Origin of the sequence: Kordia sp., from assembly GCF_050633145.1 — a bacterium.
Classification (GTDB): Bacteria; Bacteroidota; Bacteroidia; order Flavobacteriales; family Flavobacteriaceae; genus Kordia.
Genome location: NZ_JBOEFY010000040.1, coordinates 242,663 through 259,666, shown reverse-complemented (window position 1 = coordinate 259,666; position 17,004 = coordinate 242,663). Strand labels below are relative to the sequence as shown.

Sequence of the window (17,004 nt, the reverse complement as noted above, 5' to 3'; positions counted from 1 at the left end):
TTGATGTCAGATAAAATTGAAAATCTTCCGTTTGTTTTTGGACTGAGCACAGCTTCTAAAAAAATTATAAAGCAAAATATTTTAATCAGCTTAGGGATGGTTTTTTTCTTAGTGCCTATTACCATTTTAGGACTTACTAACATCGGAATGGCAGTATTACTTCATGAAGGGTCAACCATTATTGTTGTGTTGAATGCGTTGCGATTGCTTCGTTATGAAATGGAGTAGGAGTTCAATTAATTAAAATGGTGTAGCTGACCAAAATCATATTTTCTTCATATGGTAATATATACTTTAGTACAAACCTAAACACACTATTATGATTAAAATACTCAACGAAAAAGAGCGTTCTAAAATTTTAGAAGAAAACTATATTGGTCACTTAGCATACATCTATCAAAATAAACCATTTATAGCGCCTATAACGTACTATTTTGATAAAAAGCGAAATATAATTATTGGCTATTCTGCTAAAGGACATAAAATCACAGCAATGCGTAAAATAACTGCCGTAGCAATGGAAGTTTCTGAAATTGATTCTGTGAACCATTGGAATTCGATTGTTGTACACGGTACTTTTGAAGAACTAGAAGGAAGTACAGCAAAAGCATATCTTCACGATTTTTCATTAGGTGTTAAAGATTTAATCATCCGAAAAGAACAACGGAAATTAGACTTCATCAATCAATTTTCTAGCAAAATATACAAAGATGATTTTCCTGTTGTCTTTTTAATTCAAATTGAAGAAATTACGGGACGAATGCGCAGGAATTAAATACAAGTATATGCGTTATTCTAAAACAAAATATATCCTAACCTGTATTGGTTTCATAGTATGTTTGCTATGCCAAATTCTCATCATATTATTTTGGGAAAACACTAAGTATTGGACAATATTAAATTTGATCATTTTCTTAGTGGTAACCCTTGCGTATGCAGCATATCGTTTTTTTGAAATGACGCATGCAGAATCAAAAAAAATAATGCAATTCCCAAGTAATATGGGAGTTTCGTTAGTGACAGTAAAAGCCATTTCACATCTTCCTTTAAGTGTGCAAAAATGGTTGCGAAAATCACAAGTCATAGATAAACATCATTTGCATTTCGTTCAGCTAAAACAAAAAGGTGAAATGCGAACCAAACCGAATGCACCATGGATGCCTTTTATAGCAAATCAATATTTTAATACTATTGAAACTTCTTTTGTTTGGATAGCGAACGTAACAATGTTTCCATTCATACAACTTTACGGATGCGACAAATTAATCAAAGGAAAAGGAGCAATGCTTATAAAATTAGCGGCGCTTATGGCGGTTGTTAAAGTAAAAGAAACGGATAAAATTAATTCTGCTGCAATGATTCGTTACTTGGCAGAAATTTGTTGGTTTCCAACGGCAGCTTTACATCCTAGCATTGTTTGGGAAGCTATAAATGCTACTTCAGCAAAAGCAACATTCACGATAAAAAATAGAACCGTTTCAGGTATTTTTAATTTCTCTGAAGAAGGCGAAATTATGTCTTTTGAAGCTGAACGTTTTTATGGAAACACTACCGATGCAACACTTGAAAAATGGCATGTTGAAATCGTTTCACACAAAGAATTTAACGGCATCAGAATTCCCAATAAATCACATGTAATTTGGAAACTAAAAGAAGGTGACTTTCATTGGTTAACGGTTGAAATTACTGATATAAACTACAATACAACTAAAATGAATTAATATCTAAATAACATCCTTGAATTATTGACACATTAAAAGTACAAGTTGTTATGTAATGAAAGCAAGAGATTCATTTGTGTACAATCAAAAGAAAAGATTGTTTTACATGCTAAAAACTAAGGGTATTACAAACTGAAAAAATACAATCAATAAAACAATCGATATAATATTTAGTAAAAAGCCTGCGCGCGCCATTTGTGCTACTTTAACATGTCCGCTAGCAAACACAATAGCATTTGGCGGCGTAGACATTGGTAGCATAAATGCACAGCTTGAAGCCATTGTTACAGGAATTAAAATATGTAAAAGATCCATATTCAGTCCTAAAGCAACACCTGCAACCATTGGTGCAAAAATGGAAATTAAGGCAACATTACTCATCAATTCGGTCATAAATAACATCACAGCTATCAAGATGCTACAAATAAGTAAAATGCTCAACGTTGTATTATCGCTCACTGCAGTTCCTATCATATCAATAATACCTACGTTTGAAAGACTACTTGCAAGGGCTAGTCCGCCACCAAATAATAATAAAATTCCCCAAGGTAATTTGGTGGTATCTTCCCAAGCTAAAACTGAAGTGTTTTTATGAGTGATGGTAAAGCAAGCAAAAGCCGCAATAAGACTAATGGTTGTATCTGACAATGCTAAATTGGGGAATAGACTGTTAAGGTAGTTTTTTCCAATCCACAGTAAAATTGCTGAAATAAAAATAACCAATACAATAACTTCCGATTTGCTTATTTTCCCTAGCTTCTTCATCTCCAAATCAATAATTTCTTGCGATTTTTCAAAAGAAGCCAACTTATTTGGATACATTATTTTTGTTAAAACATAATAGATGAAAAACAACATGATAATGGTAAACGGAATGCCTACAATCATCCATTTTAAAAAGGAAATATTGTAATTATATTCACTCTCCATAAAACCTGCCAGTACAATATTTGGTGGTGTTCCAATTAACGTAGCAATTCCGCCAACATTCGCAGAATAAGCAATACCAAGCATAATACTTAGCGCAAAATTTCTATCTTTTTTAGTGAAACCATCTTCGTCATTGATCAATAATTCTATGACAGAGTAGGCGATAGGAAGCATGACAACTGTTGTCGCCGTATTGCTAATCCACATACTTAAAAACGCAGTCGCCAACATAAAACCTAAAATGATTTTGTTTGGACTTGTGCCTGTGAGTTTAATAATTCCCAACGCAACACGTCTATGAAGGTTTACTTTCTCTAAAGCTAAGGCTAAGACAAATCCTCCAAAAAATAGAAAAATGATCGGATGCCCGTAATTTACCGCAACTTCTTTAATCGGCATAATGCCTAACAACGGATAAAAAGTAAGTGGAATTAAAGCGGTAACCGAAATAGAAACTGTTTCTGTAATCCACCATAAAATCATCCACAAAGCAACTCCAATCACTTTATCAGCTTCCGGACTAATGAATTGAAATGGCGAAAAGAAAAAGAACAAACAGATAATAGGGCCTAAAACGAGAATTATTTTTTTCTTCATAGTTATTAAGATGATCAAATAGAATCATTCACTTTAAAATGAAAGTGTACATGGTGTTACTACTGCAAAATAAAGAAATGAAAACATATTTGTGTAAAAACTTTATCTTTTATGATGGAATGATGAAAAATGATTCTTTAAAAAAGTTTTTTAATAAACAACTCTAACTCTTCGCCTTTAGGAACTTGTAGTTTTTTTCGAATGCGATAGCGTGCAGATTTGATAGATGGTAAGGTAGCGTTGCGGACATTCATAATTTCTTTCAAACTTAAATTCAAATACATCAAATGGCAAATTTCGCGTTCTGATTTGGTCAAATCTGGAAACTTTTTTGCCAAGTGGATTTCAAAATTAGCTTCTGACATATTGTTTACTTTTGAGACACTATCGAGTCGTTTTTCTGTATTGAGTTGATTTTTGAGCTGCACCAAAATAGTTTGATACATTTTTACGACACTTAAGCTGCTATCTTTGGTTTGCAATTCTTTAATACTATCTAGTAATTCTTTTTTAAAATCTGTTCGCATCTTATTATCCATCAACAACCGTTCTGTTTTATAGCGAAGAAAGTTTACTTTTTCATTCAACAATTCAGTCTCTAACTCTTTTTTCTGATGATTTCTGAGGTTAATTTTTCGTTTATATCTATATAAAAGAAATAAACTAACGAAAGCGATCAATGCTAAAAAAAATAAAACAGCAAACAGACGTTTTTGTGAACGTTGTGATTTGGCAACTCTTTGTAATTCTATTTTTTCTGTGGATGCTTGTAAACTGTCACGATATGCTTCTTGTTTAAACTTAAATTCTAAAGCTAATTTTTCAAAACGTTCAGATTGTTCTATGGTTCTAGAGGAATCTCTATATTTTTTGTAAGTCCTATAAAAAGATAAGGCTTTTTTATAATTTTTTTGATCTCGTTCAATTTTATAACGCTCCAAATACAATCGGCCCAATAATAATTTATTTCCATATTGAGTCGTTAATACCTCACTACTATCTAGGTATTTTGATGCTTCACTAAACAGATGCATTTTTCGAGCATTAAAAGCTAAATCTTTCATGGTAGATGCCAATCGCTCTATTTTTTCTTCTTTCTTGTAAATGACAAGATTTTGTTTGTGGAATTCTAAAGCTTTTAGATACATTTTTTTGGCCCTGTATACTTTTGCTTTATATCGATTTACATCTGATAAATAAAGAGGCTCGGTAAAATAATTTTTGGCGCTGTCTAAAACGACAAGTGCACTATCAAGTTCTTTCTTTAAATATAAAAAGTGACCGTAATTGCTTAGTGATACTCCATAATCTAAACTATCGTTACGTCGCATTACTAAAGCTTTTTTCATATAAGAAATGGCTTTGTCATATTTTTTCTGTGAACGAAATAACATGGCAATATTATGATATGAACGTCCAATTTTTGAAGAATCTTTGGCTTTTTCTTTAATTTTTAACGATGTCAAGTAATGCTGTAATGCTTTACTATAATTGTTACGTCTACGTTCAATAATTCCCAAACAATCGTAGGCGAGTGCTTGCTGTGTTGCTTTATCAGAAAATTGATAATTATCATCCAGTATAGTCAGTGCTTTTTTAAAATATTCAGAAGCTTTAATTGGATCAGAAGTATCTATTAAAACTCCTAAATCTATTGTATGTGAAACACGTAATGAATCAGAAGAAGTTGTTTCTAATAAAACAGTGAGTGAATCAATTTTTTGTTGCTTGTTTTGAGAAAAACCAAGCAAGGTCACACCAAAGAATACTAGGTAAAATAAATAGGATTGCTTTTTCATTGAAAACTTCTATAATGTCCGTAAAAGTACTATTTTTTTAAGATTTGCTACCATTTGCTACCTTATAAAACAATGCTTTTTTTGGTTTTCAAACTAAGTTTGCAAAAACTAAAAAATTGTTGCCATGCGAAACCTACTTTTAAGTGTATTTCTATTCTTTTGTGTGTCCCACATTGCATATTCTCAACATTTTGAATTTCAAGTGGAAATAGCCAACTCTAATGATACCTTTACCATTCCTACAGAAGGTGGTTCTGGGTATGATTACAATGTTGAAATTTTTAATCCTTTTGTATCTAATTCAACGGTTTCTTATAACAATGTAACGGGCGATTTAACACATACGTTTCCAAATGCAGGTTCGTACATTATACGAATTCTAGATGGTAGTTCATTTCCAAGAATATGGTTTGGAAACAGTCCAACTTCAAACAGAGAAAAAATCACCTATATATACAGATGGGGAAATAATCAATGGGCAACCATGGAAGAAGCTTTTGAAGATTGTGAAAATCTAGTGTTGAATGCACCAGATACGCCAGATCTTTCCAATGTTACTTCGACACGAAGGATGTTTCGAGATGCTCGATCACTAGAAGATGTCAATAATTCTATTGGTAATTGGGATATGAGCAATGTAGAAAATATGGCGCAAATGTTTCGTAATTGTGATGTATTTAATGAAGATCTAAGCAATTGGGATACCAGTAGCGCAGAAACCTTTAGCCGAATGTTTCAAGATTCTCCAGCTTTCGATCAAAATTTAGGAAATTGGGATATTAGTAACTTAACGGCAAGTGGTACAGACGCAATGTTTGCAAGTGCAGGTGTTTCTACTAGTAATTATGACCAAACTATTATGGGATGGGGAACGCTAGATGCAGGAGAAACACAAATACCTTCAGATTTAACTGTAAGATTTGACAATAGCACCTATTGTGCAGCTCAAGTAATAAGAACAAACTTGTCTAACGCTCCCACGAATTGGAATTTTATAGATAGCGGTTTAAACTGTAGTACTATTTCTGATGATGGTCTTTTTATTACAACCTGGGAAACTACGACTGCTAATGAATCTATTACAATTCCTACTGCTGGACCAGGATATGGGTATTATATAGATTGGGGAGATGGACAAATAAACAATTCAGTTACAGGAAATATTTCGCATACATATACTAGTGCTGGTACATATACTGTAAGAATCGGTGGTTTATTCCCTAGAATCTATTTTAACGAGACAGGAGATCGATTAAAAATTAAAAGCATTGAACAATGGGGAATTATTGTTTGGGGAGATATGTTCAATGCGTTTGATGGATGTGAAAACCTGACGTATAACGCAACGGATGCTCCAAACTTATCAAACGTAACTGATTTATCGAGAATGTTTAATAAATGTAAAAATTTCAATGCAACAAATTTGAATAACTGGGATTTGAGCACTATTGAGTCTGTTACATTTATGTTTAACGAAGCTGAAAAATTTAATGGAGATATCTCCAATTGGGATGTAAGTAACATAATAGATTTTAGAAATATGTTTTCTTCGGCTCGTGATTTTAATAAAGATATTTCAGGGTGGACAATTAATACGAGTGAGCCTGTAACCATGGAAGGAATGTTTGCTGGAGCAAGTGACTTTAATCAACCCATAGGAAATTGGAATATAAGCCAAGTGACAGATGTAGGTTTTATGTTTGATGATGCGCTAAGTTTTAATCAAAGTTTGGCTAGTTGGGATATTTCTAATGTAACAGATATGGGTTTTACGCTTAATAATTCAGGAGTATCTGATGAAAATTATGATGCTACATTGATGGGTTGGGCAACTATAGAAAACGGAGAAACGCAAATTCCTACAGGCATTACTTTGGGCGCTATTGGACTCTCTTTTTGTCAAGCACACAGTGAAAGAAGTATTTTAGAAAATACACCATACAATTGGATCATTACGGATTCAGGACCTGAGTGTACTGATATAGCTTTCATTACCACTTGGCAAACAACTAGCGCGAATGAAAGTATCGAAATTCCTACCGAAGCATCTGGATATAACTATATAGTAGAATGGGGAGACGGAACCTACGACACCAATAATACAGGGAATGTCACGCATACATACGCAACTGCAGGAACGTATACCGTTGAAATCTATGGAGATTTTCCTCGAATATTTTTTAATAATACGGGAGATAAAGATAAAATTCTATCCATTGAACAATGGGGAGCTATTCAATGGACTAGCATGAAGAGTGCTTTTAATGGCTGTTCTAATCTTGTTGTAAATAACGATGCAGGGGCTCCTGACCTTTCTAATGTTACCGTTTTGGCCAATATGTTCGAGAGTACAGCTATCAATACCCAAGGGAATTTAAATAGTTGGAATGTTGAAAACGTAACCGATTTCTATCGTATGTTTTTTGTCTGTCCTAATTTTAACCAACCGCTAGATAATTGGAATGTTTCGAACGCTACTACCCTTAGAGGAATGTTTCATCATGCAATCAACTTCAATCAAGATATCACGGGTTGGAATGTAGGAAAATGTAGAAATTTTGCTCAAATGTTTTTGACTTCTGATGATCAAACACACCTATTTAATCAGGATATTTCACAATGGAATATTGGCGAATTTGTTTCCGATGTTCAAAATATCGAAATGTATCAGATGTTTAAAAACGCTAAAAACTTTGATTATAATTTAGGAAGTTGGGATATTTCTAATGTTACCAATATGGACAACATGCTTGATAATTCTGGATTATCCGTTGATAATTATGATGCTACTTTAATAGGTTGGGCTACTTTAGATCCAGGTGAAACTCAAATTCCTTCTAATATCAATGTAGGAGAAGTTGGTTTACAGTATTGTGCTTCTGTAGTGGAACGCACGAGTTTAAAAAATAGTAATAATTGGTCATTTTTAGATGCAACTTTAGCTTGTCCAGAGGAAGACAAATTTATTATGGTATGGAAGACCACATCTAATAATGAGAACATTAAATTTCAGTTTACGGGGGCTACGGGTAATAATAATAGTTATACTGTAGATTGGGGTGACGGCACTGTAGATAACGATGTTTCTGGAAATAGAGAACATACCTATGCGCAAGCAGGAACTTACGAGGTGAAACTATCGGGGGAATTTAGATTTAGATACAATAACTTGTCTGCCGCTACCTCAACAAGATTAAAACTTTATGAAATTAAACAATGGGGAGCCAATCAATGGACGAGTACTGCCCAAGCTTTTTACGGATGTGAAAATTTGAAAATCACAGCGACTGATGTGCCAGACTTAAGTTTGGTAAGTAATATGGAAGATATGTTTAGAAACTGTAATGCACTAAAAGACTTAGGTGGCAAAATGGGATCTTGGGATGTAAGTACTGTAGAAAATTTGTCTTCAATGTTCCAAGGAGCAAATAACTTCGATACAAACTTAGGAAATTGGAATCTTAGCAATGCAATGGACATGAGCAGTATGTTAAATGGTTCAGGACTTTCAAGCGGTTCGTATGATTTAACTTTAGTGGGTTGGAGAAACAATCCAAATACACCTTCAAATATCAATTTAGGAGCTTCTGGGTTAACGTATTGCAATGCTGTAAGCGAACATGATTATTTAGATAACGATTTAAACTGGTCATTGAGTGATGCTGGTCTTAATTGTCCAACTGACGAACCGTTTATCACCAAATGGGAAACAACCACAGCAAATGAAACAATTACGATTCCTATAGAAACGAACATTGTAAATCCAATAATCTATAATTATTATGTAGATTGGGGAGATGGTTCGCCAATAACATTTGAAACAAGGGAAGCAACACATGCGTATGTCACCGCAGGAACCTATGATGTTAAAATTACAGGGGAATTCCCTCAAATACGCTTTGATAATTCTACTACCAGTAATAGAAATAAAATATTGTCTATTGAACAATGGGGAACTAATCCATGGAGAAACATGTCAAGAGCGTTTAGAGGTTGTTCTAATATTGTGATGAATGCTACCGATATTCCAGATTTAAGCAGTTTAACAACTATGCTTTTTATGTTTGAAGGGACAAGTTCTTTTGTTGATAATGGTGGACGTATCAATGACTGGGATACAAGTAATGTAACCCAAACAGGATATATGTTCCAAAACTCTTCTTTTAATGAAAATATAAACAATTGGGATGTAAGTAACGTTACATTTATGGGCTTTATGTTTAGAAATAATGCAAACTTTAATCAACCATTAAACAATTGGGAATTATCAGATAATGTAAGTCTTTTTGAAGTATTCAAGAATGCTAGTGCTTTTAATCAAGATTTAGGAAGTTGGAATATTAGTGGAGTGAATAGTATGGGAGGTATGCTAGACAATACAGCCATGTCTATGGAAAATTATGACAATACTTTAATTAGCTGGGCAACGCTAGATGCTGGCGAAACACAAATACCAGCAGATATAAATTTAGGCGCTGTAGGTCTTACGTATTGTAATAGTGAAACCGAAAGAGCGCTTTTAACAGGAACTACCTATAATTGGATAATCACGGATGCAGGAAAAGACTGTGATGCTATTTCTTTTATTACGACTTGGGAAACCACAACAGCCAATGAAACCATCACGATTCCTACGTTTTCTGGAGATCCATATGATTACACTGTAGATTGGGGAGATAATACAGCTGATACCAGCGAAACAGGAGATGCGACGCATACGTATACAACTGCGGGAATTCATACAATAAAAATTAGAGGAACGTTTCCAAGAATATTTTTTGATGATGCAGCCACAGATAAAGACAAAATTTTAACGATTGAACAATGGGGACCAAATCAATGGACAACCATGAGTCGTGCTTTTATGGGATGTACAAACTTAGTATTAAATGCAGATGATAGTCCAGATTTAAGCAGAGGTGGAGCTTCTACAATACGATTACAGCAAATGTTTACCAACGCCAGTAATTTGGTCGATTTAAAAGATCAAATTGGAAATTGGGATGTAAGCAACGTGGTGAATATGTGGGCGACTTTTGGCAACTGTACTTTATTTAATGAAGACATTAGTGGTTGGAATGTTTCTGGAGCTACTAGTTTGCTTCAAATGTTTGTAAACAATCCAAACTTCAACCAAGATTTAAGCGGATGGAATACCAGTAACGTTCAAAATTTTTCTGCCATGTTTGCAGGAGCAGCTGCTTTTAATCAGAATATTAGTGGTTGGAATACTAGCAGTGCAACGAATATGAATGCCATGTTTATAGATGCTGTTTCCTTTAATCAGGATATTAGTGGTTGGGATGTTTCTACTGTACAACGAATGGACAAAATGTTTCAAAACGCTACAGCATTCAATCAAAATATCAGTGGTTGGAATGTTTCCTCTGTACAGCGAATGGACAGAATGTTTCAAAATGCCACTGCTTTCAATCAAGATTTGAGTAATTGGGACATCAGCAGTTTAGGAAGCAGTGTCACGTTTACAGAAAGTGCAGAATTTATGTTTTTTGATGCTACAGCATTTAGTTCAGAAAATTATGATGCATTGCTTTTAGGTTGGGCAACTGATAGTAGTGGCAATGCTACGGATGGAGATGACGATATTCCTTCTAATATCGTATTCGAAGGTCCTCCAACAACCTATTGTCCGGGAGCAGCAGGAATAGAAATTTTAACCGATATACCTTATAATTGGATAATTAACGGTGGAACGGAAGATTGTGAAAGCATTTCTTTTATCACTACATGGCAAGTAGGCGCAAATGAAACTATAGTGATTCCTACGTTTCCCGGAGCTACGTATGATTATAGAGTAGATTGGGGAGATGGAACTGTAGTGAGCAATCAAACAGGCGATGCTACACATACCTATACCAATGCAGATGTATATACAGTAAGTATCAGTGGAGTATTTCCAAGAATTTATTTTAATAATGACCTTTTAGTAGACAATGTAACGCCTCGTCCAAACGGATCAAAAGACAAGTTGTTAACGATTGAACAATGGGGGCCAAACCAATGGACAATCATGCACAGAGCTTTTCAAGGTTGTAGCAATCTAGTATTAAATGCAGATGATACACCTGATTTTAGTGGAGTGACAACTATGGGCATTCACCAAATGTTTCAGGGCGCTACCAATTTTGAAGATTTAAAAAATCAAATAGGAAATTGGAATGTAAGCAATGTTGTCAATATGTATGCAACCTTTGCGGGATGTGAAGTATTTAATGAAGATATAAGTAGTTGGAATGTTGCCAACGTGAGTAATTTTCTTCAAACATTCGTAGGTGCACTTCGATTCAATCAAAACATTAGTGGTTGGAATACCAGCAGCGCGATTACCATGTCTACCATGTTTGCCAATACGGAGGATTTTAACCAAGATTTGAGTGGTTGGAATGTGTCTTCTGTAGAACAAATGCAATACATGTTTGCCAACACAACTGACTTCAATCAAGATATAAGCACTTGGGATGTATCTGCTGTACAACGAATGAACAATATGTTTCAAAACGCAGCAGCATTTAATCAAGATTTAAGTAATTGGGATATTAGTAGTTTAGGAACTAGTGTAACGTTTACGGAAACTGCTGAAAATATGTTTCAAAATGCAACCGCATTCACTTCAGAAAACTATGATGCATTGCTCATTGGTTGGGCTACGGATAGTAGTGGGAATGCAACTGACGGAGATGACGATATTCCGTCGGATATTGTTTTTGCCGCAGCACCAGAATATTGTTTAGGTCTAAGTGCAAGGAACATACTTACCAGCACAACGTATAATTGGATAATTACAGATGGCGGACAAAATTGTGATTTTACAAATGCTTTTATGACTACATGGGAAACCACCACAGCGAATGAAAATATTACGATTCCAACCACAGGATCAGGATATAATTATGTCGTAGATTGGGGAGATGGAACCATCGAGTCTGGATTTACAGGAAATGCAACACATAGTTATACAACAGCTGGAATTTATACAGTAAGCGTGATCGGAGACTTTCCAAGAATCTATTTTAACGGTTCTGGAGATAAAGACAAAATAAAATCTATTGAACAATGGGGATCACAAGAATGGACTTCTATGAAAGAGGCTTTTCGCGGTTGTGAGTTTATGGCAATCAATGCAACAGATAGTCCTAACTTAAGTCAAGCTACAGATTTATCTAGAATGTTTGTGATTTGCAAACAAATCGAAACCGCAGATCTTTCCAATTGGGATACGTCTACCATTACAAATATGTCGGCGATGTTTAACCTTTCTCGTTTTAACGGAAATATTTCAACTTGGGATGTAGGGAATGTAACCAATTTTAAAGGAATGTTTAAGAGTGCAACACGTTTTAATCAGGATATTTCACAATGGAATATTGGTGAATTTGTGACTGGTTTTATTGATATGTCTGAGATGTTTCAATCTGCTCTTAATTTTAATCAATCCTTAAATACTTGGGATGTTAGTAAGGCAGATCGAATGCATTTTATGTTTGATAGAGCATTAAGATATAATCAACCTATGAACAATTGGGATGTATCTAATGTCATCTTTATGAATGAAATGTTTGATGGTGCCCGTGATTTTAATCAAGATTTATCTTCGTGGGATATTAGCACTGTAGATACCTTTGTAAATTTCTTAACAGGCTCAGCAATGTCTCAACAAAATTATGACAATACTTTAATTGGTTGGGCTACTATTGATGCTGGAGAAACGGGCCTACAAACAAATGTACGATTCGATGCGGATGCTACCTATTGTTTAGCATTTGATGCCAGAGAAACACTAACATCAGCGCCATATAATTGGGATATTACGGATGGCGGACAATCTTGTGGAATCTTTCTAGCAGCAAAAGTATATTTACAAGGAGCCGCTTTAAATCCAAATACAGGAGAAGAAAATCTCATGAGAGATGATTTACGTGTAGCAAGTTTACTACCAACAACTTCACCATATGCAGACGGATTAACCTGTGATGCAAGTGTTTTTAATACGACTGGAACAAATGCTATTGTAGATTGGATTTGGATTGAATTGAGAGACAAAAATGACAATACTAACATTCTATATAGTACTTCTGCATTATTACAAAGAGATGGAGATATTGTAGCCACAGATGGAGTTTCTGTACTGTCTTTCAATGCTGGTGTAGACACTTATTTTATAGCTGTAAAACACCGTAATCATTTAGGAATTATGACATCAACAGCGATATTGATAAATACAACTTCTGTTGATTTTACAGATGCAAGTAGTCAAATTACCTTTGGAAGCAATGCACAAACGACTTCTGGAATGCCAAGTGGAATAGTAGCAATGTGGTCTGGAAACGCTAATGAAGATACAGTTGTTCAATATTCAGGAACTACGCCAGATACGCCAGCAATTTTATCAGAAATATTAAACGATCCTGGAAACTTCTTAAACTTCCCAACGTATGCAGTGAGTGGATATAATACGAATGATGTAAATATGAATGGAAGTACACAATATTCTGGAACAAGTCCTGATACGCCGCTCATTTTACAAAACATATTAGCACATCCTGGAAACTTTTTAAACTTTAGTACCTATCAAATTATTGAGCAATTGCCTGAAAATTAGATTGTAAGAGTAAAATATAAATAAAATCTTCAAGAGCTATCCCTTTTGAGAATAAAGAGATAGCTCTTGACGTATATAATTATAAAGTTTTAAAAGGAAGTAATAGAAAATGTTTCATCAAAATTATTGAAAAATAAAGTAGTTAACTTAACTCTATAATCAATTTTTCGATGATTTCAACACAACGATCTAGTTGTTCTTGAGTTACAAATTCATTAGCGCGATGCGCTTGATCTATACTACCCGGACCGCAAATAATACTTTCGTATCCAGCTTCATGAAACTGTCCAGCTTCAGCTGCATACGCAACAGTTTTCCAACTATAGTTTCCTGTTAGCTTTTGTACTAATCCAACAATACTATCAGTTTCTTTGGTGTCTAGCGCTGGAACTGGTGGATGCACCAATGTATTTGTTATTTTAAATGAAGCAAACTTTTTACGAACTTCTGCTTCTCTTTCCGCACAGAAAGCAAAATAATCTTCAAATATTTGGTGAATATCATCTTTTGGAATCACACGAATATCCCATTCAAAGCAGCAATAATCAGCCACAATATTGGTAGCTACGCCGCCTCTAATTTGTCCTACATGAATGGTGGAATGTGGCGGATTAAAACGATCATCCACAGAAGTAGTAGCAATTGTTTTCATTTTATTTTCCAACCATACTATTAAACGTGTACTTTCATGAATAGCGCTTATTTCTTTATGAATTCCGCTACTATGTCCAGCTGAACCATTTACTTCTGTTTTTACATAACACACTCCTTTTTTACCAATAACAGGTTCTAACATAGATGGTTCACCTATAATTGCATATTTAGGAATTTCTGTATATGTTTTTTGGATGTGCTTGATTAAATCGGGAGCAGCTAAACATCCTATTTCTTCATCATAGCTAAACGCAAAATAGATCGGTTTTTTTAAATCTGCCTTTACCATAGCTGGTAATGTTGCCAAACAACAAGCTACAAACCCTTTCATATCACAACTTCCGCGTGCGTACAATTTGCCATTCTTTTCGGTTAGTGTAAAAGGATCTGTATCCCAAGTCTGTCCTTTTACGGGCACTACATCTGTATGACCAGAAAGAATAGTGCCGCCATCAACAGCAGGACCAATTCTACAGTGCAAAGAAGCTTTTGTATGCTCTTCGTTTGGAACAAGTGTTGTCGATACTCCATGAGATTCAACATACGCTTTAATCCAATGAATAATACTCAAATTACTTTCGCCTCCTAATACAGGAAAACTTACTAAATGACTTAATATTGTAGTTACGTTCATAGTTAATTATAGCCTATTAATACTGCTATTACAAGTGTGATTGCTGAAAGAATAAATACCATTAAGGCGACAGGAAATATAAAACGAAACCAACGATCTATAGGCACACGGCACATGCTAAGCATGGCAATGAGTCCGCCAAGTGTTGGGTTGATTAAATTAGAAACTCCATCTCCTATTTGAAATGCCAAAATAGTTGTTTGACGTGTTAATCCGATAACTTCTCCAGACGGAATCATAACAGGTAAAGTTGCCAATGCTTGTCCGCTTCCAGAAGGGATAAAAAAATTGATAACACTTTGTGATATGGACATACCGACAGCAGAAACATGTAATGGCAAATCTTTTAATAATTCTGATAAGTGAAATGAAATGGTATCACTAATATGTCCCATTTCCAATAATATTTTTATAGTGGTTGCAAAACCTACCATAAAAGCGCCTGGCGCTACATACGCTACTGATTTTAATAGTGTGTCACTAAAAGTATTGGTATCCATTCTACCTATAATTCCCGCAGCAATAGCGACCATTAAAAATACAGCAGAGATTTCGTTGAGGTACCATTTCAGGTTAAAAACACCATATAAAATGGATGCTAAACCTAGTATAAAAACAGAAATTACGAGCCAGTTATTTACTGATATTGTATACTCTTTAATAGGTTTGGAAAGTGAAATACCATCTATGTTTAACCCTTTTCCAAGACCTTTTTCTGGGTTTTTAGTGATCTTTTTTAAATATCGAACATTATAAAAGGCTAAAAAACTAAGTGCGCTCAAACATAAAATACTTCGTAACAAAGCGCCAGAAAACAAAGGAAGTTCTGCAATCTTATGTCCAACACCAACTGTATAAGGGTTTATGGGCGACAGTCCAAATCCAATAGTGATGGCTCCAACTGAAATTCCAGCGGCCAATATTAAATCGCCACCAAGTGCTAATGAAACTACAGCAGCAATAGGAACCATAGCGATGTTGTGTTCATACCCTACAAAAACACCAAGAGCTCCATAAATAAAGGTCATAATGACTACGGCAAGATATTTCTTTTCCTGTCCAAGTATCTTTACAAAGGTTCCAACGGCATTTTCAATCGCTTTGGTACGTTCCATAATACCAAACATAATACCGCCAGCAAAAACGACAAACATTACTTCAATGGCTGCCTTAAAACCTAAAGGAATGGCTTTAAACATGTCTAAAAAACCTATGGGTGTATTTGGAATAGTTGTGAATGAATCTGGAATCACACGATTACGACCATCAACTACCATACGCTTAAACTCCCCAGCAGGGATAATATAACTAAGCAGTGTTACAAAAATTATAATTAGGAATATAATTACTACAGCATGAGGAATATGTTCATACCATTTTTTCCTGTTTTTTAAAGTCGTATTCAAAAGTTGGTTATGTTTGAAAATAAATAAAAGTGTAATGTAATCAAAAACTCAAATACTTTCGATTTTTCAAGGAAATAAAATGAAAAGAACTCCAGAATTACTAACTATATATAACATATAAAATGATGGTTAGTATAATTGCTAAAATAAAGAAGTAAGACCAAAATAAGGTACTACAACTATAGCCATCTCTTATTTTATCAGATAATTTATCTCTGTATGTACTCATAGCTTTCGTTGTATATATTTTTATGATAAAGAAATGAAAAAAGAACTTATAAAAACACCGTTAAAAAGCCCTATTTATTTAGAGAAAACACTTGAATAGTTACTATTCTTAAAGTTTTGGTTGAATGTGAATTACGTTGAACTACTGTTAATTACGGTCTTACCGTAAGCAATTCATGAATCGTTTCTATATTTTTTTATCTAACCAAAAACTTTATATCATGTTAAAAAACATTTCAAACCTTAATGGAGTTAAGACACTAGACAAAAAAGAGCAAACAGAAATTAACGGAGGTATTGTCTGCGCTTGTATCTATTGGGGTGATTCCAAAGGATGGTGGGCATGTTGTTAATATGTATTGCAAACTAATCTTATAGAATTTTAAACTACTGATTCGTTTTTTAGAAAGAGCAT

The 17,004-nt window shown here is 34.4% G+C and carries 8 protein-coding genes and 1 pseudogene; 5 read left to right on the top strand and 4 right to left on the bottom strand.

Annotation, left to right across the window (positions count from 1 at the left end; genetic code table 11):
* The 3 genes and pseudogenes from ACRBBL_RS18935 to ACRBBL_RS18925 form a co-directional block, all read left to right on the top strand.
* Positions 1–228 (top strand): annotated as a pseudogene (locus ACRBBL_RS18935) (heavy metal translocating P-type ATPase); the annotation flags it as partial.
* A 91-nt stretch (positions 229–319) separates the two neighbouring features.
* Positions 320–775, top strand: coding sequence for a pyridoxamine 5'-phosphate oxidase family protein (locus tag ACRBBL_RS18930; protein ID WP_431370652.1), 456 nt, complete (start codon positions 320–322; stop codon positions 773–775).
* A gap of 10 nt (positions 776–785) precedes the next feature.
* A complete protein-coding gene (locus ACRBBL_RS18925) occupies positions 786–1,721 on the top strand; it encodes a DUF6920 family protein (protein ID WP_431370651.1) in 936 nt (311 codons plus the stop codon).
* 102 nt (positions 1,722–1,823) lie between these two features.
* Here ACRBBL_RS18925 and ACRBBL_RS18920 read toward each other — a convergent pair whose 3' ends face one another.
* Complete coding sequence (locus tag ACRBBL_RS18920) at positions 1,824–3,248, bottom strand: SLC13 family permease (RefSeq protein ID WP_431370650.1); 1,425 nt, start codon at positions 3,246–3,248, stop codon at positions 1,824–1,826.
* A gap of 137 nt (positions 3,249–3,385) precedes the next feature.
* Positions 3,386–5,047, bottom strand: coding sequence for a tetratricopeptide repeat protein (locus ACRBBL_RS18915; RefSeq protein WP_431370649.1), 1,662 nt, complete (start codon positions 5,045–5,047; stop codon positions 3,386–3,388).
* Positions 5,048–5,171: 124 nt separating this feature from the next.
* On the opposite strand from ACRBBL_RS18915, the gene ACRBBL_RS18910 reads away from it, so the two are divergent.
* A complete protein-coding gene (locus tag ACRBBL_RS18910; RefSeq protein WP_431370648.1) occupies positions 5,172–13,667 on the top strand; it encodes a BspA family leucine-rich repeat surface protein in 8,496 nt (2,831 codons plus the stop codon).
* A 142-nt stretch (positions 13,668–13,809) separates the two neighbouring features.
* Here the strand turns inward: ACRBBL_RS18910 and argE are convergent, their stop codons facing one another.
* Both argE and ACRBBL_RS18900 read right to left on the bottom strand, forming a co-directional pair.
* Positions 13,810–14,955 (bottom strand): acetylornithine deacetylase, encoded by a 1,146-nt coding sequence (gene argE, locus ACRBBL_RS18905; RefSeq protein ID WP_431370647.1) that lies wholly within the window; start codon positions 14,953–14,955, stop codon positions 13,810–13,812.
* A 2-nt stretch (positions 14,956–14,957) separates the two neighbouring features.
* Positions 14,958–16,361, bottom strand: a complete 1,404-nt coding sequence (locus ACRBBL_RS18900; protein ID WP_431370646.1) for a YfcC family protein — start codon at positions 16,359–16,361, stop codon at positions 14,958–14,960.
* 449 nt (positions 16,362–16,810) lie between these two features.
* On the opposite strand from ACRBBL_RS18900, the gene ACRBBL_RS18895 reads away from it, so the two are divergent.
* Positions 16,811–16,942 (top strand): hypothetical protein, encoded by a 132-nt coding sequence (locus tag ACRBBL_RS18895; protein ID WP_431370645.1) that lies wholly within the window; start codon positions 16,811–16,813, stop codon positions 16,940–16,942.
* The last annotated feature ends 62 nt before the right edge of the window (positions 16,943–17,004 follow it).

What these genes read in the sequence shown, in the direction of transcription:
- ACRBBL_RS18930 (WP_431370652.1), top strand. Translation starts at nt 320, where the DNA reads ATGATTAAAATACTCAACGAAAAAGAGCGTTCTAAAATTTTAGAAGAA.
- ACRBBL_RS18925 (WP_431370651.1), top strand. Translation starts at nt 786, where the DNA reads ATGCGTTATTCTAAAACAAAATATATCCTAACCTGTATTGGTTTCATA.
- ACRBBL_RS18920 (WP_431370650.1), bottom strand. Translation starts at nt 3,248, where the DNA reads ATGAAGAAAAAAATAATTCTCGTTTTAGGCCCTATTATCTGTTTGTTC.
- ACRBBL_RS18915 (WP_431370649.1), bottom strand. Translation starts at nt 5,047, where the DNA reads ATGAAAAAGCAATCCTATTTATTTTACCTAGTATTCTTTGGTGTGACC.
- ACRBBL_RS18910 (WP_431370648.1), top strand. Translation starts at nt 5,172, where the DNA reads ATGCGAAACCTACTTTTAAGTGTATTTCTATTCTTTTGTGTGTCCCAC.
- argE (WP_431370647.1), bottom strand. Translation starts at nt 14,955, where the DNA reads ATGAACGTAACTACAATATTAAGTCATTTAGTAAGTTTTCCTGTATTA.
- ACRBBL_RS18895 (WP_431370645.1), top strand. Translation starts at nt 16,811, where the DNA reads ATGTTAAAAAACATTTCAAACCTTAATGGAGTTAAGACACTAGACAAA.